The following is a 22,717-nucleotide window of genomic DNA, read 5'->3' as shown; positions in this document are numbered from 1 at the left end:
GGGACATGACGGACCGTAAGGCTCAACTCGCAGCGAACCTCGCACAGGTGGAGGACCGTATCGCTTCGGCGTGCGCCGCCGCCGGTCGCAAGCGCGAGGACGTGACCCTGATCGTGGTCACCAAGACGTACCCCGCCAGTGATGTGCGGATCTTGTCGGAACTCGGTGTACGAGATGTGGCGGAGAACCGCGACCAGGATGCGGCGCCCAAGGCCGCGGAATGCGCGGACCTGCCGCTGAGGTGGCACTTCGTCGGTCAGTTGCAGACCAACAAGGTGCGCTCCGTGGCCGGTTATGCCTCTCTCGTGCAGTCCGTCGACCGGTCGAGGCTCGTCACCGCGCTGTCGACCGCCGCCGTGCGGGCCGAGCGCGAACTGGGCTGCCTGATCCAGGTCGCACTCGACGCCGAGGAGAACGGGCGGGGCGAGCGCGGTGGCGTAGGACCGGGCGGAATCGGGGAGTTGGCCGCACTTGTGGCGGACGCTCCGGGTCTGCGTCTCGACGGTCTGATGACGGTCGCGCCGCTGACCGGTGAGTACGCCGGTCGCCAACAGGCGGCGTTCGAGCGGCTGATGGATTTGTCGACTGACCTGCGCCGCGCTCATCCGGCTGCGAACATGGTGTCAGCAGGGATGAGTGCGGACCTCGAACAGGCCGTTGCGGCCGGAGCGACACATGTGCGCGTCGGTACTGCGGTACTCGGAGTCCGACCCAGGCTCGGGTAACGTCGCCAAGAAGTCGGACCACAGCAGAAAATATGGTCATTCTCGCTGATGGGCGGGGAGATCAGGTGGATCGCGGGCACTTCGGTTGACGTCAGCCGATCCACCACAGAGCGGAGGACTCAGAGCAATGGCCGGCGCGATGCGCAAGATGGCGGTCTACCTCGGCCTCGTGGAGGACGACGGTTACGACGGCCGGGGGTTCGACCCCGACGACGACTTCGAACCCGAGCTGGACCCGGAGCCCGAGCGGGACCGCAGGCGGCACGAACCGTCACATCAGTCGCACAACACTCATCAGCCACACCAGTCCCAACGGGACGAATCGGTACGAGTGGTTCAGCCCCCCGCCCAGCGCGAACCGGCCCCGCTGCCAGCGGAATCCGGACGTCCGGCGCGAATCGCCCCCGTGGCATCCATCACACCTGAACGCCAGAGCCTGGAGAAGAACGCACCGGTGATCATGCCCAAGGTTGTGTCCGAGCGGGAGCCCTACCGCATCACGACGCTGCACCCGCGGACGTACAACGAGGCCCGTACCATCGGGGAACACTTCCGTGAGGGCACTCCGGTGATCATGAATCTGACGGAGATGGACGACATCGACGCGAAGCGACTTGTCGACTTTGCCGCCGGACTCGTCTTCGGGCTTCACGGGAGCATTGAGCGGGTGACGCAGAAGGTGTTCCTGTTGTCGCCTGCTAACGTCGATGTCACGGCGGAGGACAAGGCCCGCATCGCAGAGGGCGGGTTCTTCAACCAGAGCTGAGACGCAGCACCGGTGAAGTGCCGGAGCAGTACCAGTCACAGAGCACGAGACACAGGGGAGAGGGAACCGCGGACATGCGCGTGTTTTTGGATGTTGTCCACATCGCGCTGATGTGCTTCCTCATCGTGCTGATCTTCCGGCTGGTCATGGACTACGTCTTCCAGTTCGCCCGCTCGTGGCAGCCCGGCAAGGCGATGGTGGTCGTACTTGAGGCCACCTACACTGTCACTGATCCACCGCTCAAGCTTCTGCGGCGGTTCATTCCGCCGCTGCGTCTCGGGGGCGTGGCGCTCGACCTGTCCTTCTTCGTACTGATGATCATCGTCTACATCCTGATCTCCGTCGTGAGCCGGCTGTGAACGATACGGTCTTGCCGAATGCCGACGACTACGTTGAGGTGAAGAGATGCCGTTGACCCCCGAGGACGTGCGGAACAAGCAGTTCACGACCGTCCGCCTCCGAGAAGGCTATGACGAGGACGAGGTCGATGCCTTCCTCGACGAGGTCGAAGGCGAACTGACCCGCCTTCTCCGAGAGAACGAGGACCTGCGCGCGAAGCTCGCCGCAGCCACCCGCGCCGCCGCGCAGAACCAGCAGCAGGGCGGAATGCGCAAGCCTCCGGAACCGCAGGACCAGCGCGGTCCCGGGGCTCCGGTGCCCGCCGCAATATCGGGCCCGCAGCCGGTGCAGCCGCAGCAGCAGATGGGTGGCCCCATGGGCGGCCCGCCTCAGCTGCCGAGCGGTGCGCCTCAGCTGCCGGCAGGCCCCGGCGGACACGGTCCGCAGGGCGGCCCGCAGGGTCCCGGTCCGATGGGCCAGGGTCCGATGGGTGGTCAGGGCCACCCCGGGCAGAACCAGCTCGGCCAGGGCCAGCTGGGCCAGGGTCAGCTCCAGCCGCAGATGGGCGGCCCGATGGGCGGTCCCATGGGTGGCCCCATGGGCGGTCACGGTCCGCAGATGCCCCAGCCCGGTCAGGGCCCCGGTGGCGACAGCGCCGCCCGTGTCCTCTCCCTCGCGCAGCAGACCGCCGACCAGGCGATCGCGGAGGCCCGTTCCGAGGCCAACAAGATCGTCGGCGAGGCCCGCAGCCGCGCCGAGGGCCTGGAGCGGGACGCCCGTGCCAAGGCCGACGCCCTGGAGCGGGACGCGCAGGAGAAGCACCGCGTCGCGATGGGCTCGCTCGAGTCCGCTCGCGCCACGCTGGAGCGCAAGGTCGAGGACCTGCGCGGCTTCGAGCGCGAGTACCGCACGCGTCTGAAGTCCTACCTTGAGTCGCAGCTGCGTCAGCTGGAGACCCAGGCCGACGACTCGCTGGCTCCCCCGCGGACCCCGGCGACCGCGTCGCTGCCGCCGTCCCCCGCGCCTTCCATGGCGTCGGCCGGTGCGGGTGCCCCGTCCTACGGCGGCAACCAGACCATGGGCGGCAACCAGCCGGCGGCCGGCCCGTCCTACGGCGGCCAGCAGCAGATGTCCCCGGCCATGACCCAGCCGATGGCTCCGGTCCGGCCGCAGGGTCCGGCGCCGATGCAGCAGGCCCCGTCGCCGATGCGCGGGTTCCTCATCGACGAGGACGACAACTGACGGGCGTGACCACGCCTTAGGCGTCGGCAGCGTTCAGAGCGGGGCCCCCGGAAATCTCCGGGGGCCCCGCTCTTTTGCCTGCGTCGGGCGGGGGCGTCGCAAGGGCGTCGCGGGGTGTCGCGGGGCGTCGTACACGGGTTCATGGACGGGGTGCAGAAACGTTCAGCTGTACGTAGGGACGAAACGCCGAAGGCCCGGTCCCGCCAAGATTCTTTGGCGGGACCGGGCCTTCGGTCGTCGGCTACGCCTTGCGCAGACGGAACGTCAGGGCGAGGGGCTCGTCCGTGAACGTCTCGCCGTAACTGTCGTCCGCGTCGCCCTGGGCGAAGTCCGTCGCGAGGACCTCGTCCGCGATCAGGGCCGCGTGCTCGGACAGGGCCGAGACGACCGCCGGCTCCGTGGACGCCCAGCGCAGCGCGATCCGGTCCGCGACATCCAGACCGCTGTTCTTACGGGCCTCCTGGATCAGGCGGATCGCGTCACGGGCCAGACCCGCCTGACGCAGCTCCTCCGTGATCTCCAGGTCGAGCGCGACCGTGGCGCCGGAGTCCGAGGCGACGGACCAGCCCTCGCGCGGGGTCTCCGTGATGATCACCTCGTCCGGCGCGAGCGAGATGGTCTCGCCGTCGACCTCGACCGACGCCGTACCCTCGCGCAGCGCCAAGGAGAGCGCGGCCGCGTCGGCATTGGCGACGGCCTTGGCGACCGCCTGGACGCCCTTGCCGAACCGCTTGCCGAGAGCGCGGAAGTTCGCCTTCGCCGTCGTGTCGACCAGCGAACCGCCCACCTCGGAGAGCGACGCCAGCGATGTGACGTTCAGCTCGTCCGTGATCTGTGTGTGCAGCTCGGGGTGGAGGGTCTCGAAGCCCGCCGCCGCGACCAGCGCGCGGGACAGCGGCTGACGCGTCTTGACGCCCGACTCCGCGCGCGTGGCACGGCCCAGCTCGACGAGGCGCCGCACGAGCACCATCTGCCGCGACAGCTCCGGGTCGATGGCGTCGAGGTCGGCCTCGGGCCACGTGGACAGGTGGACCGACTCGGGGGCGTCCGGCGTGACCGGGACGATCAGGTCCTGCCAGACCCGCTCCGTGATGAACGGCGTCAGCGGCGCCATGAGCCGCGTGACCGTCTCCACGACCTCGTGCAGCGTGCGCAGCGCGGCCTTGTCGCCCTGCCAGAAGCGGCGGCGGGAGCGGCGCACGTACCAGTTCGACAGGTCGTCGACGAACGAGGAGAGCAGCTTGCCGGCGCGCTGGGTGTCGTAGGCCTCCAGGGCCTTCGTCACCTGGTCGGTGAGCGCGTGGAGTTCGGAGAGCAGCCAGCGGTCGAGCAGGGTGCGGTCGGCCGGGGCCGGGTCCGCCTCGCTCGGCGACCAGTCGGACGTCCGGGCGTAGAGGGCCTGGAAGGCGACCGTGTTCCAGTACGTCAGGAGCGTCTTGCGGACGACTTCCTGGATCGTGCCGTGGCCGACGCGGCGCGCGGCCCACGGGGAGCCGCCGGCCGCCATGAACCAGCGCACCGCGTCCGCGCCGTGCTGGTCCATGAGCGGGATCGGCTGCAGGATGTTGCCCAGGTGCTTGGACATCTTGCGGCCGTCCTCGGCCAGGATGTGGCCGAGGCACACGACGTTCTCGTAACTCGACTTGTCGAAGACGAGCGTGCCGACCGCCATGAGTGTGTAGAACCACCCACGGGTCTGGTCGATGGCCTCCGAGATGAACTGCGCCGGGTACCGGCTCTCGAAGATCTCCTTGTTCTTGTACGGGTAGCCCCACTGCGCGAACGGCATCGAACCCGAGTCGTACCAGGCGTCGATGACCTCGGGCACGCGCGTGGCCGTCGCCGCGCAGCCCTCGTGGGTGCAGGAGAAGGTGACGTCGTCGATGAACGGGCGGTGCGGGTCGAGCTCCGCCTGGTCCGTGCCCGTCAGCTCGGAGAGCTCCGCGCGCGAGCCGACGCAGGTGAGGTGGCCCTCCTCGCAGCGCCAGATCGGCAGCGGGGTGCCCCAGTAGCGGCTGCGGGACAGCGCCCAGTCGATGTTGTTGTTCAGCCAGTCGCCGAAGCGGCCGTGCTTCACGTTCTCAGGGAACCAGTTGGTGCCCTCGTTCTCCTGGAGGAGACGGTCCTTGATCTCCGTCGTGCGGATGTACCAGGACGGCTGCGCGTAGTAGAGCAGCGCCGTGTGGCAGCGCCAGCAGTGCGGGTAGCTGTGCTCGTACGGGACGTGGCGGAAGAGCAGGCCGCGGTCCTTGAGGTCCTCGGTGAGCCGCTCGTCGGCCTTCTTGAAGAAGACGCCGCCGACGAGCGGGACCTCCTCCTCGAAGGTGCCGTCGGGACGGACCGGGTTCACGACCGGCAGGCCGTACGCCTTGCAGACCTTGAGGTCGTCCTCACCGAAGGCGGGGGACTGGTGGACGAGGCCGGTGCCGTCCTCGGTCGTGACGTACTCGGCGTTCACCACGAAGTGCGCCGGAGCCGGGAACTCCACGAGCTCGAACGGGCGTTGGTAGTTCCAGCGCTCCATCTCGGCGCCGGTGAAGGACTGGCCGGTCGTCTCCCAGGCCTCACCGAGAGCCTTCTCGACGAGGGGCTCGGCGACGACGACCTTCTCCTCACCGTTCGTCGCGACGACGTAGCGGACGTCCGGGTGCGCGGCGACCGCGGTGTTCGAGACGAGCGTCCACGGGGTCGTCGTCCACACGAGGAGCGCGGCCTCGCCGGCCAGCGGGCCCGAGGTGAGCGGGAAGCGGACGTAGACCGAGGGGTCGACGACCGTCTCGTAGCCCTGGGCCAGCTCGTGGTCCGAGAGGCCGGTGCCGCAGCGCGGGCACCAGGGGGCGACGCGGTGGTCCTGGGTCAGCAGGCCCTTGTTGAAGATCTCCTTGAGCGACCACCAGACCGACTCGATGTACTCGGGGTCCATCGTGCGGTACGCGTCGTCGAGGTCGACCCAGTAACCCATGCGGGTCGTGAGCTCGGTGAAGGCGTCGGTGTGGCGGGTCACGGACTCGCGGCACCGGGCGTTGAACTCGGCGATGCCGAACGCCTCGATGTCCTTCTTGCCGTTGAACCCGAGCTCCTTCTCGACGGCCAGCTCCACGGGCAGGCCGTGGCAGTCCCAGCCGGCCTTGCGGGCCACGTGGTAGCCGCGCATGGTGCGGAAGCGCGGGAAGACGTCCTTGAAGACGCGGGCCTCGATGTGGTGGGCGCCCGGCATACCGTTGGCCGTGGGCGGGCCCTCGTAGAACACCCACTCGGGGCGTCCTTCGGACTGCTCCAAGCTCTTGGCAAAGATCTTCTGCTCGCGCCAGAAGTCGAGCACGGCGTGCTCGAGGGCGGGCAGGTCGACCTGGGCGGGCACCTGGCGGTACGTCATCGATCTTCCTCCGGCGGACACTGTTCTTCCGTCTCCGTCGGAGGGACGAGAGCTTCGTCTGTGACGGACGCCGTGTGCGGCGCGCTCCCGCGGTACCACCCTCCTTGGCTCGCCGGGGCGCTGTCTGCTCCGGTGAGCCCCCTCATTGGGGTCGCGATGCCGGGTCTACTCGCCCCGCGTGCGGGGTTTTCTTCCGGCGGCTCCGGGGTGATCTTCGCGTCGCGCTCGCCCCCGGGCTTCCACCGTCCCCGGGTCGCTCAAGGCTGCGTACGGCGCTACTCGGCCCCATCCACGCTTCTCGCTCCGCCCAGTGTACGGGCCTCGCGGGGACGGGGCCGACCGGATATTCGGGGCGGCGGCGGGACGGGGCCGGGGCGGCCGGGGTCAGGCTGGGGTCAGGCGTGCTGGGGGATCTCGTCCTTGAGTCCGCTGCGGATCATGTCGCGGAGTTCGGGGGTGTCGGCGTGACCGTGGACGGACACCGCGTGTTCGGAGGCCGCGCGGACGACCTCGTCCTCCTCGCCCGCTATGGCGAGGGTGCAGTTCGTCTCGCTGGGCATGTCGCGGCAGTCGGCTACTTTGCGCATGATGAAGCACCTTCTTAGCTTTGGCCCCATTTTATTCCGGTGAGGCGGTGCGGGAGAGGTCGGCCAGAGGGTTCCGGGCGGGGTGTGCGGACGGTGTGTGCGCTGACCCGAATGGCGACATGGGGGCAGGCCGATCCTTGCGCCGGGGCCGCCGGCGGATTACCGGGCGGGGAGCTGGGCACAACGCTTGCAAGTCCGCCGCGTGGGACGTGCGGGGCGGGTGCATCGGGCGGTGTGCCCCGTTGCCGCGGGTCAGAAGTCGATTTATCGTCCCAGCACGACTCGCGAGCAAGATCACAGATATGTGAAGGGGCCGCGGCCATGGTGGCGAAAAAGACTGCTTCGGGGGTGCGTGAGGCATCCGCCGGCGCGAAGGCCGCGGCCGAGGAGGCGAAGCCGGCGAGAGCGACGAGTACGGCGACGAAAGCGACTAGTACGGCGACGAAGACGGCGGCTAAAGCCGCGGCCAAGAAGAGCGGTGCCGCCGCCGCGAAGGCGACCGGTACCGCGAAGACCACTACCGCGAAGACCACGAAGAAGGCGAACGCTACGAAGAGTGCTGCCAAGGGGGCGGCGACGAAGAAGGCGGCGAAGGCCGTGAAGGCGACGGCCGAGGCGGCGTCGGAACCCGCGAAGCCGGCGAAGGTGACGGCCAAGGCCGCGGCGGAGCCTGTGAAGGTGACGGCCAAGGCCGCGGCGGAGCCTGTGAAGGTGACGGCCAAGGTCGCAGCGGAACCCGCGGAGCCTGCGAAGACGACAGCCAAGGCCGCGGCGGAACCCACTGAGCCTGCGAAGACCACGCACGCCGCCGAGAAGGGCACTGCCGCGAAAGGCGCCGCCGACAAGGGCGCCGCCAAGAAGAGCGCCACGAAGAAGACCGCCGGTCACAAGGCGGGCCACAAGGGCGCGGAGAAGAAAACGGTCGCGTCCGCGGCCGATGGCGCGGCTGCGGCCGCGAAGACGACGGGAGCCACGACTGTGGTTGCGAAGAAGACCCCCGGCACGGCCACCGCGAAGAAGCCCCGTTCGGTGCCGAAGGCGCGGGTCGCGGCAGTGGAGCCGGGCGAGCTCGCCGTACGGCCGGGCGAGGACCCCTGGACCCCGGCCGAGGTCGAGGAGGCGCGGGCCGAGCTCCAGAGCGAGGCGCTGCGTCTGAACAGCGAGATCGAGGCTTCCGAGAAGTCGCTCGCCGGACTGATGCGGGACTCCGGTGACGGCGCGGGCGACGACGAGGCGGACACCGGCACGAAGAACATCACGCGCGAGCACGAGCTGTCCCTCGCCGCCAACGCCCGCGAGATGCTCCAGCAGACCGAGCGCGCCCTGGAACGGCTGGACGCGGGGACGTACGGGATCTGCGAGAACTGCGGGAACCCGATCGGCAAGGCGCGGATGCAGGCCTTCCCGAGAGCCACCCTGTGTGTCGAGTGCAAGCAGAAGCAGGAGCGCCGCTACTGACCGTCGCTACTGATGGGTCACCGGTCGGAGGTGCGGGTCGGTCACCGATCGCCGGCACGGGCGGTCGGTGATCCTCGGCACGGGCGGCGGCTGATCGTCGGGACCGGCTGCGGCCGATCGTCGGCACGCGCGCCAGATGGCGCTCCTTGGCTGCTGAGGGCGGGGGTGTGTGCCGTACTCTCGTCCTCAGTCAGGCACCTAGGTTGAGGGACTCACGTGGCAGAGGCGGAGCGCGTCATCGGTACTCCGGACACCCCGGACGCGGGGGCAGACGGGCCCGAGCAGGGCGAGGAGACCCAGCAGGCCCAGGAGCGGCCCAAGGGCAAGCGGAAGATCGCCGTGCTGTTCGCGGTGGCCGCGTTCGCGTTCGTCCTCGACCTGGTCAGCAAGATGATCGTGGTCGCGAAGCTGGAGCACCACGAGCCGATCAAGGTCATCGGTGACTGGCTGCAACTGGAGGCGATCAGGAACGCGGGCGCCGCGTTCGGGATCGGCGAGGCCTTCACGATCATCTTCACCGTGATCGCCACGGCCGTGATCGTCGTGATCGCCCGGCTCGCGCGCAAGCTCTACAGCCTGCCCTGGGCGATCGCCCTGGGGCTGCTCCTCGGCGGGGCGCTCGGCAATCTCACGGACCGGATCTTCCGTTCGCCCGGCATCTTCGAAGGGGCCGTGGTCGACTTCATCGCACCCAAGGGCTTCGCCGTCTTCAACCTCGCGGACTCGGCGATCGTGTGCGGCGGCATCCTCATCGTGATCCTGTCGTTCCGGGGCCTTGACCCGGACGGAACGGTGCACAAGGACTGACGCGGTCCCGGAGTGCCGGCGGGCTCCTGCATACTCAATGGGTGAGCACGATTCCCGAGATCCGTACCCTGCCCGTGCCCGACGGCCTGGAGGGCGAGCGTGTCGACGCCGCCATCTCCCGCATGTTCGGCTTCTCCCGCACCAAGGCGGCCGAGCTCGCCGCGTCGGGGAAGGTGGCGGTCGACGGCTCGGTCGTCGGGAAGTCCGAGCGCGTGCACGGCGGGGCCTGGCTCGAGGTGGAGATGCCGCAGGCGCCCGCCCCGGTGCAGATCGTCGCCGAGCCCGTCGAGGGCATGGAGATCATCCATGACGACGACGACATCGTCGTGATCATGAAGCCGGTCGGCGTCGCCGCGCACCCCAGCCCCGGCTGGACCGGCACGACCGTGATCGGCGGCCTCGCCGCCGCCGGGTACCGGATCTCCACGTCGGGCGCCGCCGAGCGCCAGGGCATCGTGCACCGGCTCGACGTCGGCACCTCCGGCCTCATGGTCGTCGCCAAGTCGGAGCGCGCGTACACGTCCCTGAAGCGCCAGTTCAAGGAGCGCGTCGTGGACAAGCGCTACAACGCGCTGGTCCAGGGCCACCCGGACCCGATGAGCGGCACGATCGACGCCCCCATCGGGCGCCACCCGAACCACGACTACAAGTGGGCCGTGACCGCCGACGGCAAGCCCTCCGTCACGCACTACGACCTCATCGAGGCGTTCCGCGCCGCCAGCCTCCTCGACATCAAGCTGGAGACCGGCCGTACGCACCAGATCCGCGTGCACATGGCCGCCCACCGGCACCCCTGCGCCGGCGACCTGACGTACGGCGCCGACCCGACGCTCGCGAAGCGGCTCGGCCTCACGCGGCAGTGGCTGCACGCGGTGCGGCTCGGCTTCGAGCACCCGGCCGACGGCTCCTGGGTGGAGTTCTCCAGCGAGTACCCCGAGGACCTGCAGAAGGCCCTCGACCGCGTGCGGGCCGAGAGCGCGTGAGCTCGCCTGCCGCCGCGTACGGGGTGCGCGTCGCCGACAGCGAGGCCGACCTGGAGGCGTGCTTCGGTGTGCGCCGGGAGGTCTTCGTCGTCGAGCAGCGCGTCCCGGAGGAGCTGGAGTACGACGTCTACGACCGCGGGTACGGCACGGTGCACGTCCTCGCACGGCGCTCGGACGGGGAGCCGCTCGGGACGGGGCGGCTGCTGACGGGTGAGGCCGCCGTCGCGAAGAACGGCGGGGACGCGAGCGTCGGAGCGCTCGGGCGCCTCGCGGTGACGAAGGCCGCGCGCGGGCTCGGCGTGGGCGTCGCCCTCGTGCGGGCCATCGAGGACGCCGCCGCGGAGCGGGGTCTCGCCGCCGTGGACCTGCACGCTCAGACACACGCGCTGGGGTTCTACGAGCGTCTCGGTTACGTGGTCTACGGGCCGGAGTTCCCTGACGCGGGCATTCCGCACCGCGCCATGCGGAAGGCGCTGGGGCAGCCGGAGGCGTAGGGCGCGCGGTGGCCGCCGGCGGTAGCCCGGGATAGGCCGAGGGCGTTGTTAGGAAAGTTTCCAGTTCTCCTTGACGCTGGACTCGCCACGCCCCTACGTTCGCGTAACCACCCCCCCCCACGTACGGAGCTAGGGATGCGCACAGCACCACCTGGGAAGCACCGTAAGGACCGTAATGTCATGGGCATGGTCGCCGCTGTGGCCGCGGCCGGGCTGCTGGGTCTCGCCGGGACCTGGAGCGCCGCCGGCGAGGAAGTGACCGGCGAGCAGGCGGCCGGTGCCCCGCTCTGGCAGGCCGACCCCGCGAAGGGCACCGCCGTCTTCGAGGGCGTCGAGAAGAAACCGGGGACCGTCTCCGTCGTGGACGACCCCAGCGGCCGCTACGGCCGGACGTACAAGCTCGCCACCTCGGGCGACAAGATCTCCGACGTGGACCGGGTGCGGGTGGAGACACGCGGGCACCGGACGCCGGACGGAGCGCGGCTGCGCTTCGAGGAGGGCGACACCGTCTACGTCGGCTGGCGCTCCATGTGGAAGCCGCTGCCCACCCGCGCCGGGGACTGGGTCGTCCTGTGGCAGCTCAAGGACTACGGCGCCGGCGCCTCGACGCCGCCGCTGTCCCTCAGGGCGCGCGGCGACGGCACGGTCGACCTCGAACACGCTGACCCGGATCTCAAGACGACGCGGCTGTGGAACGCGCCCCTCAAGACCGGCGAATGGCATTCGTTCGTGGTCGGGATCAAGGTGTCCGACGACCCGGCGAAGGGCTCCGTCCGGTTCTGGTACGACGGCCGGCCGCAGGAACTGAAGGGGAGCCCGTCCTTCACCGGCGCGACGCTGCGGGGCGACTGGGTCACCGACAAGTGGGGCGTGTACCGCTCCGACGGGGTCAAGGGAGCGGCCACGGCCTATCTCAACGGGGCCAAGGTGGCGACCAGTTACGCGGACGCGGCCCCGTAGAACGCACCCCGGCAGGAGTCGGCGACAGGGACTTTCGCGCCACAAATCACCACATCGTGTCGCGCATGGCAGGCTTTGGCTTGATCGTCCTATGTCCTGACTGCCGACACCTGCCGGAGCGCCCGCCGTGGATCAGTTGGCCCTGCTGTTCGTGCTGTTGCTCGGCGCGCTGCTGAGCGTCCCCCTCGGCGACAGGCTCGGCCTGCCCGCACCGGTCCTGATGACGCTGCTCGGCATCGTCCTGGCCCTGCCCTCGTTCGTACCGAACGTGCAGGTCGACCCCGACCTGATCCTGCCGGTGCTGCTGCCACCGCTCCTCTACGCGGCCGTGAAACGCACGTCATGGCGGCAGTTCGCCGCGAACAGACGGCCGATCTTCCTGCTCGCCGTCGCCCTCGTCTTCGTCACCACAGCCGCCGTCGGCTTCGTCGCCAACGCCATCGTGCCGGGCCTGGGCATCGCCGCCGCCATCGCGCTCGGTGCCCTCGTGGCACCCCCCGACCCGGTGGCCGCGACCGCCGTCGCCGGTCAACTCGGCCTGCCCCGGCGCCTGGTGTCGACCCTGGAGGGCGAGGGCCTGTTCAACGACGTGACCGCGATCGTGCTGTACCACGTGGCGATCGCCGCAGTCGTCGGCGGCAGCTTCTCGTGGTCGTCGGCCGCGCTCTCGCTCCTCCTGTCCGCCGTCGTCGCGCTCGCCGTAGGACTCGCGATCGGCTGGACCGCCAACAAACTCATGTCCCTGCTCGGCGACTCCACCCTCCAGATCGGCCTCACCCTCCTCCTGCCGTACGCCTCCTACGTCCTGGCCGAGTCGCTGCACGGCTCCGGTGTGCTCGCCGTGCTCGTCACGGCGCTCTTCCTCACCGAGTACGCCTTCGACGCCGACGACGTCCTCACCCGGCTCACCGGACGCGCCTTCTGGGACATCGTCGACACCCTCGTCACCGGCGTCGCCTTCGGCCTCATCGGCCTCGAACTGCACAACGCCCTGCGGACGGCCGCCGGTCACTGGAGCCAGATGCTCGGCTGGGCCGGGGCGATCGTGCTCGTCGTCATCCTCGTACGCCTGCTGTGGCTGCTCCCCGCGACCTGGCTGACGCGGCGGCTGCACGCGCGGCGCCACGACCTCGACGAGGACATCCCGGTCTCCTGGCAGGAGGCCGTGATCATGTGGTGGTCCGGAATGCGCGGTGTCGCCTCGGTCGCGCTGGCCCTCGCCATCCCGTTCAGCAAGGACGACGGAACCCCGTTCCCCGACCGCGACGAGATCATCTTCATCGCGTTCGGCGTCATCATGGCCACCCTGGTCCTCCAGGGCCTGAGCCTGCCCTGGCTGGTGCGCAAGCTGAACGTCAAGGCGGACACCGAGGCCGAGCAGGAGTACGAGAAACAGCTCGCGATCCGCGCGGCCAAGGCCGCCAAGCACCGCCTCAAGGAGATCGAGGAGGTCGAGGATCTGCCCGACGACCTCACCGACCTGATGATCCGCCGCGCCTACGAGATCGGCCTGCGCATCAACCCCGAGATGGGCAGCGAGGAACGCAAGGAGGCCCACGCCCAGCGCGTCCAGCGGATCAAGCGCGTCCGCCGCATCCAGAACGAGCTGCTGTCCGCCGCCCGCCACGAAGTCCTCTCGGCGCGCAGCGAACCGGGCGCCGACCCGGAGATCGTCGACCGCGTCCTGCGCCACCTCGACGTGCGCAGCCTGCGCTGAGGCCGTGGGCAGGCCGGATGGCACCATGGGGGCCATGAACATCATGCTTTTCCACTCGACGTACGGCCTGCGCCCCGCCGTCCTCGAAGCGGCCGACCGGCTGCGCGGCGCCGGGCACGAGGTGTGGACCCCGGATCTCTTCGAGGGCCGTACCTTCGACACCGTCGAGGAGGGCATGGCCTTCAACGAGGGCATCGGCAAGGACGAGCTGCTCAAGCGCGCGATCCTGGCCGCCGCCCCCTACTCCGAGCGCGGGCTCGTCTACGCCGGGTTCTCCCTCGGCGCCTCGGTCGCGCAGACCCTGGCCCTCGGCGACGAGAAGGCGCGCGGCCTGCTGCTCCTGCACGGCACGTCGGACATCGCCGAGAACGCGTCCGTGGACGAGCTGCCCGTACAGCTGCATGTCGCCGAGCCGGACCAGTTCGAGACCGACGACTGGCTGAGCGCCTGGTACCTCCAGATGGGCAAGGCCGGCGCCGACGTCGAGATCTACCGCTACGCGGGCGCCGGTCACGTCTACACCGACCCCCAACTGCCGGACTACGACGCCGAGGCGGCCGAGGCCACCTGGCGGGTGGCACTCGGCTTCCTCGAAACGCTCCAGGGCTAGCCCCGGTAGGCGGTCCAGCTGTCCTTCATGCGCTGCACCTGGCCCGCGGTGAACTGCGTCATGCAGGAGTCGTACGTGTAATCCATGAAGTTGTGGATCGGGTCGGCGCCCGGCTTGTTGGTGCAGGAGTCGCGGCCGGTCGGGCACTGGTACGCGGGGGTCTTCTCGGCCGGGGTGTCGGAGACGTAGTCGCCGTTGCCGTTACAGCCGCCCTGGAACGTGTGGTAGAGCCCCAGCCAGTGGCCGATCTCGTGGGTGCCGGTGTCGCCCTCGTTGTAGTTGGTCGCGGCGCCGCCCGGCAGCGAGGTGTCGAGGATGACCACGCCGTCGTCGGACGGGGCCGACTTGTACGAGGACGGGAAGGTCGCCCAGCCGAGCAGGCTCTGGCCGAGGTTCGCCGTGTAGAAGTTGAGGGCGTTCGCGCCGCCCTTGCGGAGCGTGGACTTCATGGCCTTCTCGGCGGCGGAGCCCGGCGCGATGCCGTTGTACCAAGCCGCGTTGTCCGTGTAGTCGGTGCCGGCCAGCGTGAACTGGAAGCCCGAGTCGGTGTTGCCGGTGCCCTGGCCGCTGTAGGCCGCGTTCAGGACGTCGATCTGCTTGGTGATCGACGTCGCCGAGAGGTTGCCGGTCGTGCCGTCGTGGATGACGTGGACGTAGACCGGGATCGTGGTCGACGCGGCCGCGAGGCCTCTGGAGAGCGTGCCGTTCGCGCGCATCTTGTCGAGTCTGCCGCGCAGGTCCGTGTCCATGGCCTTGGCCCTGGCGGCGCTGACCGCGTTCGGCTCGTGCGCGTTGTCCGTTCCCGTGGGCTTCTTCATGCGGGCCAGGGCATTGCCGCTGTCGGCGCACTTCTCGGCGCCGGCCGAGGACTTGGCGGCCGAGGCCTTGGCGGTCGCGGCGCTCCCCGTCGGGGCGGACAGCGGGGCGACGGCCAGGGTTCCGGCCATCAGCGCGGTGCCGAGCAGACGCCGGCGCAGCAGCGGAGATATTCGGGCGAGAGCGGTCATGCGGACTCCTCGCGGACGGGTGGGGGAGGAACTTCCTCACCGCCGCGGGGAGATTACGTGCCCATGTCACACCGAAGAGAGCGTTGTTCTGGCCCAATCGAATGCCGTTCTTCATCCGGCGAATCGGGCCAACGGGGAGAAATTTTCGCGCGGTGTCCGGAGTTTGAGACGCGGACGTGACGGGAGCGGTGACCGCGGCGGGCAATGTGTCCGCATTCGGTCTGCGGGCGGCACCACCCGCCGTAGCGGTGCGATGGCTTGTCAACGCGCGTACGACTGGCCGGAATTGACCTGTGGGCCTGCGTCGGTGCGTTCACGAGGAGAGCGGGCGAACCCCGGAGGGTTCGCCCGCTCGTCGCCTGTGCGTCCCGTGACGGGAGGTCAGCCCTTGAGCGCCTTGTCCACGGCCGTGTTCCAGTCGGCGACCGTGCTCGGCGCGTTCTGGCCGTCGGCGCCGGTGATCTTCTTGCCGTCCATGACGAAGGACGGGGTGCCCTGGACGCCGTACTTGTTGTCGTCGAACTTCTTCGACATCACGAGCGCCCACTTGTCATAGGTGCCGTCCTTGACGTTCTTCTGGAACGCGGCGTTGTCCTTGAGCGCCGGGACGGTGTTCGCGATCTTGATGAGGTACGCGTCGTCCTTGAACTTGTCGGTGGTCTCCTCCGGGTGCCACTGCTTGGAGTACAGGGCCTCCTTGAAGTTCCAGAAGGCGTCCTTCGACACGTTCAGGGCGGCGCCGAGCGCGCTGAGCGCGTTCTTGGAGCCCTCGCCCGTGAGGTTCTTGTCGAGGAAGGTCGCGCCGACGTACTGGATCTTGTACTTGCCGGAGTCGAGGTCCTTCTTCACCGTCGGGCCGACGGTCTGCTCGAAGGCGGCGCACACGGGGCAGCGCGAGTCCTCGTACGCGATGATCGTCTTCTTGGCGGAGTCCTTGCCGAGGGTCACGGTCGTGCCGTCGGCGCCCGTCGTGTTCGCCGGCTTGACGAGCTTGGCGTCCGCCGCGGCCTCCCAGCCGGTGGGCTTGCTCGACTGCATCACGGCGTAGCCGACGCCGCCGGCGACGGCGAGGACCGCGACGATCGAACCGGCGACGATCAGCTGCCGCTTCGCCTTGTCCTTCTTGGCCTGCTTCTCGCGCTCGACGCGAAGCCGCTCGCGGGCCGCCGTCTTCGCGGCCTGGCTGTTCCTCTGGCTCATGATCGTTCTCCGTGGGTTCTGCGAAAGTCTGGAAGGGGGACTGCTGTGCGGGCTCGGGCCTCAGGCGGCCAGGGCGAGGCACGGCGGTCCGCGCCGTCCCACGGAGTGCGCCCACAGGTTCGTGACGGCGGCCGGCACCCGGTGCGCGGGGCGCCGCGGCAGCGGGCGTACGGGCTCCGCTCCGGCGGTCACCGCGGCGAACGCGATCATCAGCGGGCGGAACGTGACGGCGGCGACCGCGCGCAGCAGCTGGGCGAGCGCCTGCTCGCCCCGGCGCAGCCAGGCGGCGGCCAGCAGCCCGACGGTCACATGCGCGCCGAGCAATAGCCAGGAGGCGGCCGGGTCGGTGTGCGCGAGGAGCGCTGCGGCGCCGTCGGTGTCGCCGCCGGCCATGCGTGCAAGGGGCGTACCGACGCTGCCGCCGCACAGGACGTCCAGGCCGACCGCGTGCAGCGGGCCTGCGACGGGGCCGCCCGCGGGGCCGTAACAGACGCGCTGGCCCACCGTGAAGACCGTGTCGGCGGCAAGCTCCAGCGGGACGAGCAGGGCCGCTATCCGGCCGAAGCCCCGCTCACGCCCCGCCAGCGCGTACGCGAGGACGAAGACGGCGCAGGCCGTGGCCGCCACCGTCGTCACCGGCAGGGGAGCCCGGGACAGCAGGACGTGCGACGCGGTGGAGAGCGTCACGACGAGTGCCGTGAAGATCGCCGCGCGCACGGCTCTGAGCTGGGTCCCGGATATGTCGTCCATCGCGGAGGAGTGTGCCATGCGTTTCTGTAGGGGACCCCTAAGGGTCGCGGTGCGTTACTGGAGTGTTGTCAGGTTCATGGGCGGACCGCAGGGCTAGAGGCCCGGGATCCGGCCGTTGCGGAAGAGGTCGACGAAGATCTGGTGGTCCGCACGCGCGCGTGCGCCGTACTCGTGGGCGAAGTCGGTCAGGAGACCCGCGAAGCCGTCCTCGTCCGCCGCGATCGCCGCGTCGATGGCCCGCTCCGTGGAGAACGGCACCAGGGACTGCCCGGACAGGTCGTCGGCCGCCGCGTGCATCGCGGCCGTGGCCCGGCCCAGGTCGGCGACGACCGCGGCGATCTCCTCCAGGTCGTCGATGTCCGACCAGTCCAGGTCCACCGCGTACGGCGACACCTCGGCGACCAGCTGCCCGGAGCCGTCCAGCTCGGTCCAGCCCAGCCAGGGGTCCGCGTGCGCCTGGAGCGCCCGCTGCGAGATGACCGTGCGGTGGCCCTCGTGCTCGAAGTAGTCCCGGATCGCCGCGTCCGTGATGTGCCGCGACACAGCCGGCGTCTGCGCCTGCTTCATGTAGATCACGACGTCGTTCTCCAGGGCGTCGCTGTTGCCCTCCAGGAGGATGTTGTACGACGGCAGGCCCGCGGAGCCGATGCCGATGCCGCGGCGCCCCACGACGTCCTTCACGCGGTACGAGTCGGGGCGCATCAGGGACGACTCGGGGAGCGTCTCCAGATACCCGTCGAAGGCCGCGAGGACCTTGTAGCGCGTGGCCGCGTCGAGCTCGATGGAGCCGCCGCCGGGCGCGAAGCGGCGCTCGAAGTCACGGATCTCCGTCATCGAGTCGAGCAGCTCGAACCGCGTCAGGGAGCGGGCGGCGCGCAGCGCGCCCAGGAGCGGGCCCTCGGCCGTGTCCAGCGTGAAGGGCGGCACCTCGTCGCTCTTGGCGCCCGTCGCGAGCGCGTGGATGCGCTCGCGGTACGCGCCCGCGTAGGTGCGCACCAGGTCCGAGATCTGCTCGTCGCTCAGCGCCTTGGAGTAGCCGATCAGCGCCACGGAGGCGGCGAAGCGCTTGAGGTCCCAGGTGAAGGGGCCGACGTACGCCTCGTCGAAGTCGTTCACGTTGAAGATCAGGCGGCCCGTGGAGTCCAGGTACGTGCCGAAGTTCTCCGCGTGCAGGTCGCCGTGGATCCACACCCGGCCCGTGCGGTCGTCCAGGTACGGGCCGCCGAGCCGCTCGCGCTCCAGGTCCGCGTAGAACAGGCAGGCCGTGCCGCGGTAGAACGCGAACGCGGAGGAGGCCATCTTGCGGAACTTCACCCGGAAGGCCGCGGGGTCGGCGGCCAGGAGCTCGCCGAAAGCGGTGTCGAAGACGCTGAGGATCTGCTCGCCGCGCTCCTCGGCGCTGGGCTGCGGGACCGACATCGCGGGGTGCCTCCTGGTGCGGCTCTGCCGTGGGTTGTGAGCTGCTCTGCCGTGGGTTGTGAGCTGGAGAACAGCGGGTTGTGAGCTGGGGAACAGGGGTTCTGTTCCGTCCAACGCACGACCGTACATGTGAGTGCCCGCGGGTTGTCAGTGGCCACCCGTAGACTCACAAGCTGACCCCCGAGACCGACCGCTGCCCGTCACCGGTCCCTCTCCGTCCGTTCTCGTTGGAGGCCTGAAACCGTGTCAAAGCCGCCGTTCACGCACCTGCACGTCCACACCCAGTACTCGCTGCTGGACGGTGCCGCGCGGCTCAAGGACATGTTCAACGCGTGCAACGAAATGGGCATGACGCACATCGCCATGTCCGACCACGGCAACCTCCACGGGGCCTACGACTTCTTCCACTCGGCGAAGAAGGCCGGCGTCGTCCCGATCATCGGCATCGAGGCGTACGTCGCCCCCGAGTCCCGGCGGAACAAGCGCAAGGTCCAGTGGGGCCAGCCGCACCAGAAGCGGGACGACGTGTCCGGTTCGGGTGGTTACACCCACAAGACGATCTGGGCGGCGAACAGCACGGGCCTGCACAACCTCTTCAAGCTCTCCTCGGACGCGTACGCGGAGGGCTGGCTGCAGAAGTGGCCGCGCATGGACAAGGAGACGATCTCCCAGTGGTCGGAGGGGCTCATCGCCTCGACCGGCTGCCCGTCCGGCGAGCTCCAGACGCGCCTGCGCCTCGGCCAGTTCGACGAGGCCCTGAAGTCGGCCGCCGAGTACCAGGACATCTTCGGCAAGGACCGGTACTTCCTGGAGCTGATGGACCACGGCATCGAGATCGAGCGCCGCGTCCGTGACGGGCTCCTGGAGATCGGCAAGAAGCTCGGCATCCCGCCCCTGGTGACGAACGACTCGCACTACACGTACGCCCACGAGGCGACCGCGCACGACGCCCTGCTGTGCATCCAGACCGGCAAGAACCTCTCGGACCCGGACCGCTTCCGCTTCGACGGCACCGGCTACTACCTGAAGACGACCGACGAGATGTACGCCATCGACTCGTCGGACGCCTGGCAGGAGGGCTGCGCCAACACGCTCCTGGTGGCCGAGCAGATCGACACCACGGGCATGTTCGAGAAGCGCGACCTCATGCCGAAGTTCGAGATCCCGGACGGCTTCACCGAGGTCACCTGGTTCCAGGAGGAGGTCCGGGTCGGCATGGGCCGCCGCTACCCGGAGGGCGTCCCCGAGGACCGGCAGAAGCAGGCCGAGTACGAGATGGACATCATCATCCAGATGGGGTTCCCGGGGTACTTCCTGGTCGTCGCCGACTTCATCATGTGGGCCAAGAACAACGGCATCGCGGTGGGCCCGGGGCGTGGTTCCGCGGCCGGTTCGATCGTCGCGTACGCCATGGGCATCACCGACCTCGACCCGATCACGCACGGCCTGATCTTCGAGCGGTTCCTCAACCCCGAGCGCGTCTCCATGCCCGACGTCGACATCGACTTCGACGAGCGTAGGCGCGTCGAGGTGATCAGGTACGTGACCGAGAAGTACGGCGCCGACAAGGTCGCCATGATCGGCACCTACGGCAAGATCAAGGCCAAGAACGCGATCAAGGACTCCGCGCGCGTCCTCGGCTACCCGTACGCGATGGGCGACCGCCTCACCAAGGCCATGCCCGCCGACGTCCTCGGCAAGGGCATCGACCTCTCCGGCATCACCGACCCCAGCCACCCGCGCTACAGCGAGGCCGGCGAGATCCGCGGGATGTACGAGAACGAGCCGGACGTCAAGAAGGTCATCGACACCGCCAAGGGCGTCGAGGGCCTGGTCCGGCAGATGGGCGTGCACGCCGCCGGCGTCATCATGTCCAGCGAGCCCATCGTCGACCACGCCCCGATCTGGGTCCGGCACACGGACGGCGTGACGATCACGCAGTGGGACTACCCGCAGTGCGAGTCGCTCGGCCTCCTGAAGATGGACTTCCTGGGCCTGCGCAACCTCACGATCATGGACGACGCCGTCAAGATGGTGAAGGCCAACAAGGGCATCGACCTGGAGATGCTCTCGCTGCCCCTGGACGACCCCAAGACGTACGAGATGCTCTGCCGCGGTGACACGCTCGGCGTCTTCCAGTTCGACGGCGGGCCCATGCGCTCCCTGCTCCGCCAGATGCAGCCCGACAACTTCGAGGACATTTCCGCCGTCTCGGCCCTGTACCGGCCGGGCCCGATGGGAATGAACTCGCACACGAACTACGCGGAGCGAAAGAACGGGCGCCAGGAGATCACACCGATCCACCCGGAGCTCGAAGAGCCGCTGAAGGAGACCCTGGGTCTCACCTACGGCCTCATCGTGTACCAGGAGCAGGTGCAGAAGGCCGCCCAGATCATCGCCGGCTACTCGCTCGGCGAGGCCGACATCCTGCGCCGCGTGATGGGCAAGAAGAAGCCCGAGGAGCTGGAGAAGAACTTCGTCCTCTTCCAGGGCGGAGCCAAGAAGAAGGGCTACTCCGACGCGGCGATCCAGGCCCTGTGGGACGTCCTGGTGCCCTTCGCCGGATACGCGTTCAACAAGGCGCACTCGTCCGCGTACGGCCTCGTCACCTACTGGACCGCCTACCTCAAGGCGAACTACCCGGCCGAGTACATGGCCGCGCTGCTCACCTCGGTGAAGGACGACAAGGACAAGTCGGCCGTCTACCTCAACGAGTGCCGCCGCATGGGCATCAAGGTCCTCCCGCCGAACGTGAACGAGTCCGAGCACAACTTCGCCGCCCAGGGCGACGACGTGATCCTCTTCGGCCTCTCCGCCGTGCGCAACGTCGGTACAAACGTGGTCGAGTCGATCATCCGCAGCCGCAAGGCCAAGGGGAAGTACGCCTCGTTCCCCGACTACCTCGACAAGGTCGAGGCCGCCGCCTGCAACAAGCGGACCACGGAGTCCCTGATCAAGGCCGGCGCGTTCGACACGATGGGCCACACCCGTAAGGGCCTCACCGCGCAGTACGAGCCGATGATCGACAACGTCGTGCAGGTCAAGCGCAAGGAGGCCGAGGGCCAGTTCGACCTCTTCGGCGGCATGGGGGAGGAGGACAGCAGCGAGCCGGGCTTCGGGCTCGACGTCGAGTTCTCCACCGACGAGTGGGAGAAGACGTATCTCCTCGCCCAGGAGCGCGAGATGCTCGGCCTGTACGTGTCCGACCACCCGCTGTTCGGGCTCGAACACGTGCTGTCCGACAAGGCCGACGCCGGCATCGGGCAGCTCACCGGCGGGGACTACTCGGACGGCTCGATCGTCACCATCGGCGGCATCATCTCCGGCCTCCAGCGCAAGATGACCAAGCAGGGCAACGCCTGGGCCATCGCGACCGTCGAGGACCTCGCCGGTTCCATCGAGTGCATGTTCTTCCCGGCGACGTACCAACTCGTGTCGACCCAACTCGTCGAGGACGCCGTCGTCTTCGTCAAGGGACGCCTCGACAAGCGTGAGGACGTGCCGCGTCTCGTCGCGATGGAGCTCATGGTCCCGGACCTGTCCAACGCGGGCACCAACGCCCCGGTGATCATCACCATCCCGACGGTGAAGGTCACCCCGCCCATGGTCAGCCGGCTCGGCGAGATCCTCGGCCACCACAAGGGCAACAGCGAGGTACGGATCAAGCTCCAGGGCGCCCGCAAGACGACCGTCCTGCGGCTCGACCGGCACCGCGTGCAGCCCGATCCCGCGCTCTTCGGCGACCTGAAGGTGCTGCTCGGCCCGTCGTGCCTGGCCGGCTGATCCGCGCCGTCTCCGCCAGGACGTGACGTACTTCCGTCAGGACCTGACGCCTTCCGTCAGGACCTGACGCACGAATGAGGGGCGCTCCCGGAAATCTCCGGGAGCGCCCCTCCATTCATGGCTGGACAAGGCCACGCGCCGTGCGGAAGGCGTCAGTTGTGGCCGAAGCGGCGCTGGTGTTTACGGGCAACATCCGAGGGCGAGCCCTGAGCCTGCGACTGCATCCCCGACCGGGCTTCCATCCCCGCCGACTTGGCGTGCTCGGAAGCCTGCTCGGAGGCGGAGGCGCGGGTGCGCTCGTCGCCCTGCTTGCGGTTCTTGTTCTTGGCCATGGTGATCTGCCTCCTGCGGGGGACTAGGGGCCAGGGCCGGTTTCAGATTCACATATGCTGACGAAGCACGCATGTCAGAGCATTACCGTGCGTGATAAGCGCTGTCGGAGCGGTGGTTGGGGAGTTGCCGGGGCTTTGTCCCGGCTTCGCCGGATCCCGCCT

19 protein-coding genes are annotated in these 22,717 nt (G+C 69.2%); 12 read left to right on the top strand and 7 right to left on the bottom strand.

The window, feature by feature from the left end; translation table 11 throughout:
• Positions 1–5: 5 nt before the first annotated feature.
• The 4 genes from ABZ893_RS28430 to ABZ893_RS28415 all read left to right on the top strand — a co-directional run bounded on the left by ABZ893_RS28430 (position 6) and on the right by ABZ893_RS28415 (position 3,072).
• A complete protein-coding gene (locus ABZ893_RS28430; RefSeq protein WP_361408986.1) occupies positions 6–725 on the top strand; it encodes a YggS family pyridoxal phosphate-dependent enzyme in 720 nt (239 codons plus the stop codon).
• A gap of 127 nt (positions 726–852) precedes the next feature.
• A complete protein-coding gene (sepF, locus tag ABZ893_RS28425) occupies positions 853–1,491 on the top strand; it encodes a cell division protein SepF (RefSeq protein ID WP_361408983.1) in 639 nt (212 codons plus the stop codon).
• Between the two features lie 74 nt (positions 1,492–1,565).
• Positions 1,566–1,850: a YggT family protein gene (locus tag ABZ893_RS28420; RefSeq protein WP_361408979.1), complete on the top strand. Its 285-nt coding sequence runs from the start codon at positions 1,566–1,568 to the stop codon at positions 1,848–1,850.
• Between the two features lie 46 nt (positions 1,851–1,896).
• Complete coding sequence (locus ABZ893_RS28415; RefSeq protein ID WP_361408976.1) at positions 1,897–3,072, top strand: DivIVA domain-containing protein; 1,176 nt, start codon at positions 1,897–1,899, stop codon at positions 3,070–3,072.
• Between the two features lie 241 nt (positions 3,073–3,313).
• Here ABZ893_RS28415 and ileS read toward each other — a convergent pair whose 3' ends face one another.
• Together ileS and ABZ893_RS28405 are read right to left on the bottom strand one after the other, a co-directional pair.
• Entirely contained in the window at positions 3,314–6,448 is a 3,135-nt protein-coding gene (gene ileS / locus ABZ893_RS28410) for an isoleucine--tRNA ligase (RefSeq protein ID WP_361408973.1), read from the bottom strand.
• Between the two features lie 395 nt (positions 6,449–6,843).
• Positions 6,844–7,035 carry a DUF1059 domain-containing protein gene (locus tag ABZ893_RS28405; protein WP_361408970.1) on the bottom strand — a complete coding sequence of 64 codons (192 nt, stop codon included), beginning with the start codon at positions 7,033–7,035 and terminating at the stop codon, positions 6,844–6,846.
• Positions 7,036–7,356: 321 nt separating this feature from the next.
• Here ABZ893_RS28405 and ABZ893_RS28400 point away from each other — a divergent pair, with 321 nt between their 5' ends.
• From ABZ893_RS28400 to ABZ893_RS28370, 7 genes are all read left to right on the top strand, one after another.
• Positions 7,357–8,493 carry a TraR/DksA family transcriptional regulator gene (locus tag ABZ893_RS28400; RefSeq protein ID WP_361408967.1) on the top strand — a complete coding sequence of 379 codons (1,137 nt, stop codon included), beginning with the start codon at positions 7,357–7,359 and terminating at the stop codon, positions 8,491–8,493.
• 216 nt (positions 8,494–8,709) lie between these two features.
• Positions 8,710–9,300: a signal peptidase II gene (lspA, locus tag ABZ893_RS28395; protein ID WP_361408964.1), complete on the top strand. Its 591-nt coding sequence runs from the start codon at positions 8,710–8,712 to the stop codon at positions 9,298–9,300.
• A gap of 41 nt (positions 9,301–9,341) precedes the next feature.
• Positions 9,342–10,283, top strand: coding sequence for an RluA family pseudouridine synthase (locus tag ABZ893_RS28390; RefSeq protein ID WP_361408961.1), 942 nt, complete (start codon positions 9,342–9,344; stop codon positions 10,281–10,283).
• Positions 10,280–10,777, top strand: a complete 498-nt coding sequence (locus ABZ893_RS28385) for a GNAT family N-acetyltransferase (RefSeq protein WP_361408958.1) — start codon at positions 10,280–10,282, stop codon at positions 10,775–10,777. The genes ABZ893_RS28390 and ABZ893_RS28385 overlap by 4 nt, the downstream gene beginning before the upstream one ends.
• A 186-nt stretch (positions 10,778–10,963) precedes the next feature.
• The gene (locus ABZ893_RS28380) at positions 10,964–11,737 is read left to right on the top strand and encodes a heparin lyase I family protein (RefSeq protein WP_361408955.1); all 774 of its coding nucleotides are present in this window, start codon (positions 10,964–10,966) and stop codon (positions 11,735–11,737) included.
• 127 nt (positions 11,738–11,864) lie between these two features.
• Positions 11,865–13,454: a Na+/H+ antiporter gene (locus ABZ893_RS28375; protein WP_361408952.1), complete on the top strand. Its 1,590-nt coding sequence runs from the start codon at positions 11,865–11,867 to the stop codon at positions 13,452–13,454.
• A gap of 34 nt (positions 13,455–13,488) precedes the next feature.
• On the top strand, positions 13,489–14,064 hold the full coding sequence (locus tag ABZ893_RS28370) for a dienelactone hydrolase family protein (RefSeq protein WP_361408949.1): 576 nt from the start codon (positions 13,489–13,491) through the stop codon (positions 14,062–14,064).
• Here ABZ893_RS28370 and ABZ893_RS28365 read toward each other — a convergent pair.
• From ABZ893_RS28365 to ABZ893_RS28350, 4 genes are all read right to left on the bottom strand, one after another.
• Positions 14,061–15,071 (bottom strand): zinc metalloprotease, encoded by a 1,011-nt coding sequence (locus ABZ893_RS28365; protein ID WP_361408946.1) that lies wholly within the window; start codon positions 15,069–15,071, stop codon positions 14,061–14,063. The genes ABZ893_RS28370 and ABZ893_RS28365 overlap by 4 nt on opposite strands.
• Positions 15,072–15,452: 381 nt before the next feature.
• The gene (locus ABZ893_RS28360) at positions 15,453–16,271 is read right to left on the bottom strand and encodes a thioredoxin domain-containing protein (protein WP_361408942.1); all 819 of its coding nucleotides are present in this window, start codon (positions 16,269–16,271) and stop codon (positions 15,453–15,455) included.
• Between the two features lie 60 nt (positions 16,272–16,331).
• Positions 16,332–17,039, bottom strand: coding sequence for a hypothetical protein (locus ABZ893_RS28355; protein ID WP_361408939.1), 708 nt, complete (start codon positions 17,037–17,039; stop codon positions 16,332–16,334).
• Between the two features lie 75 nt (positions 17,040–17,114).
• Positions 17,115–18,440: a DUF2252 domain-containing protein gene (locus ABZ893_RS28350; protein ID WP_361408936.1), complete on the bottom strand. Its 1,326-nt coding sequence runs from the start codon at positions 18,438–18,440 to the stop codon at positions 17,115–17,117.
• Positions 18,441–18,683: 243 nt separating this feature from the next.
• Between ABZ893_RS28350 and dnaE the strand changes: the two genes are divergently transcribed.
• On the top strand, positions 18,684–22,223 hold the full coding sequence (gene dnaE / locus ABZ893_RS28345) for a DNA polymerase III subunit alpha (protein ID WP_361408933.1): 3,540 nt from the start codon (positions 18,684–18,686) through the stop codon (positions 22,221–22,223).
• Positions 22,224–22,375: 152 nt separating this feature from the next.
• Here the strand turns inward: dnaE and ABZ893_RS28340 are convergent, their stop codons facing one another.
• Positions 22,376–22,555: a hypothetical protein gene (locus ABZ893_RS28340; protein ID WP_361408930.1), complete on the bottom strand. Its 180-nt coding sequence runs from the start codon at positions 22,553–22,555 to the stop codon at positions 22,376–22,378.
• Positions 22,556–22,717 lie beyond the last annotated feature (162 nt).

Source organism: Streptomyces sp. NPDC046821 (assembly GCF_040645335.1).
In the GTDB taxonomy this organism is placed as follows: domain Bacteria; phylum Actinomycetota; class Actinomycetes; order Streptomycetales; family Streptomycetaceae; genus Streptomyces.
Note: the sequence above shows the minus strand (reverse complement) of the source record. Positions and strands in the feature narration are given on the sequence as shown.

What these genes read in the sequence shown, in the direction of transcription:
- ileS (WP_361408973.1), bottom strand. Translation starts at nt 6,448, where the DNA reads ATGACGTACCGCCAGGTGCCCGCCCAGGTCGACCTGCCCGCCCTCGAG.
- ABZ893_RS28430 (WP_361408986.1), top strand. Translation starts at nt 6, where the DNA reads ATGACGGACCGTAAGGCTCAACTCGCAGCGAACCTCGCACAGGTGGAG.
- ABZ893_RS28370 (WP_361408949.1), top strand. Translation starts at nt 13,489, where the DNA reads ATGAACATCATGCTTTTCCACTCGACGTACGGCCTGCGCCCCGCCGTC.
- ABZ893_RS28405 (WP_361408970.1), bottom strand. Translation starts at nt 7,035, where the DNA reads ATGCGCAAAGTAGCCGACTGCCGCGACATGCCCAGCGAGACGAACTGC.
- ABZ893_RS28360 (WP_361408942.1), bottom strand. Translation starts at nt 16,271, where the DNA reads ATGAGCCAGAGGAACAGCCAGGCCGCGAAGACGGCGGCCCGCGAGCGG.
- ABZ893_RS28350 (WP_361408936.1), bottom strand. Translation starts at nt 18,440, where the DNA reads ATGTCGGTCCCGCAGCCCAGCGCCGAGGAGCGCGGCGAGCAGATCCTC.
- sepF (WP_361408983.1), top strand. Translation starts at nt 853, where the DNA reads ATGGCCGGCGCGATGCGCAAGATGGCGGTCTACCTCGGCCTCGTGGAG.
- ABZ893_RS28415 (WP_361408976.1), top strand. Translation starts at nt 1,897, where the DNA reads ATGCCGTTGACCCCCGAGGACGTGCGGAACAAGCAGTTCACGACCGTC.
- ABZ893_RS28340 (WP_361408930.1), bottom strand. Translation starts at nt 22,555, where the DNA reads ATGGCCAAGAACAAGAACCGCAAGCAGGGCGACGAGCGCACCCGCGCC.
- ABZ893_RS28355 (WP_361408939.1), bottom strand. Translation starts at nt 17,039, where the DNA reads ATGGCACACTCCTCCGCGATGGACGACATATCCGGGACCCAGCTCAGA.
- ABZ893_RS28420 (WP_361408979.1), top strand. Translation starts at nt 1,566, where the DNA reads ATGCGCGTGTTTTTGGATGTTGTCCACATCGCGCTGATGTGCTTCCTC.
- ABZ893_RS28380 (WP_361408955.1), top strand. Translation starts at nt 10,964, where the DNA reads ATGGTCGCCGCTGTGGCCGCGGCCGGGCTGCTGGGTCTCGCCGGGACC.
- ABZ893_RS28400 (WP_361408967.1), top strand. Translation starts at nt 7,357, where the DNA reads ATGGTGGCGAAAAAGACTGCTTCGGGGGTGCGTGAGGCATCCGCCGGC.
- ABZ893_RS28365 (WP_361408946.1), bottom strand. Translation starts at nt 15,071, where the DNA reads ATGACCGCTCTCGCCCGAATATCTCCGCTGCTGCGCCGGCGTCTGCTC.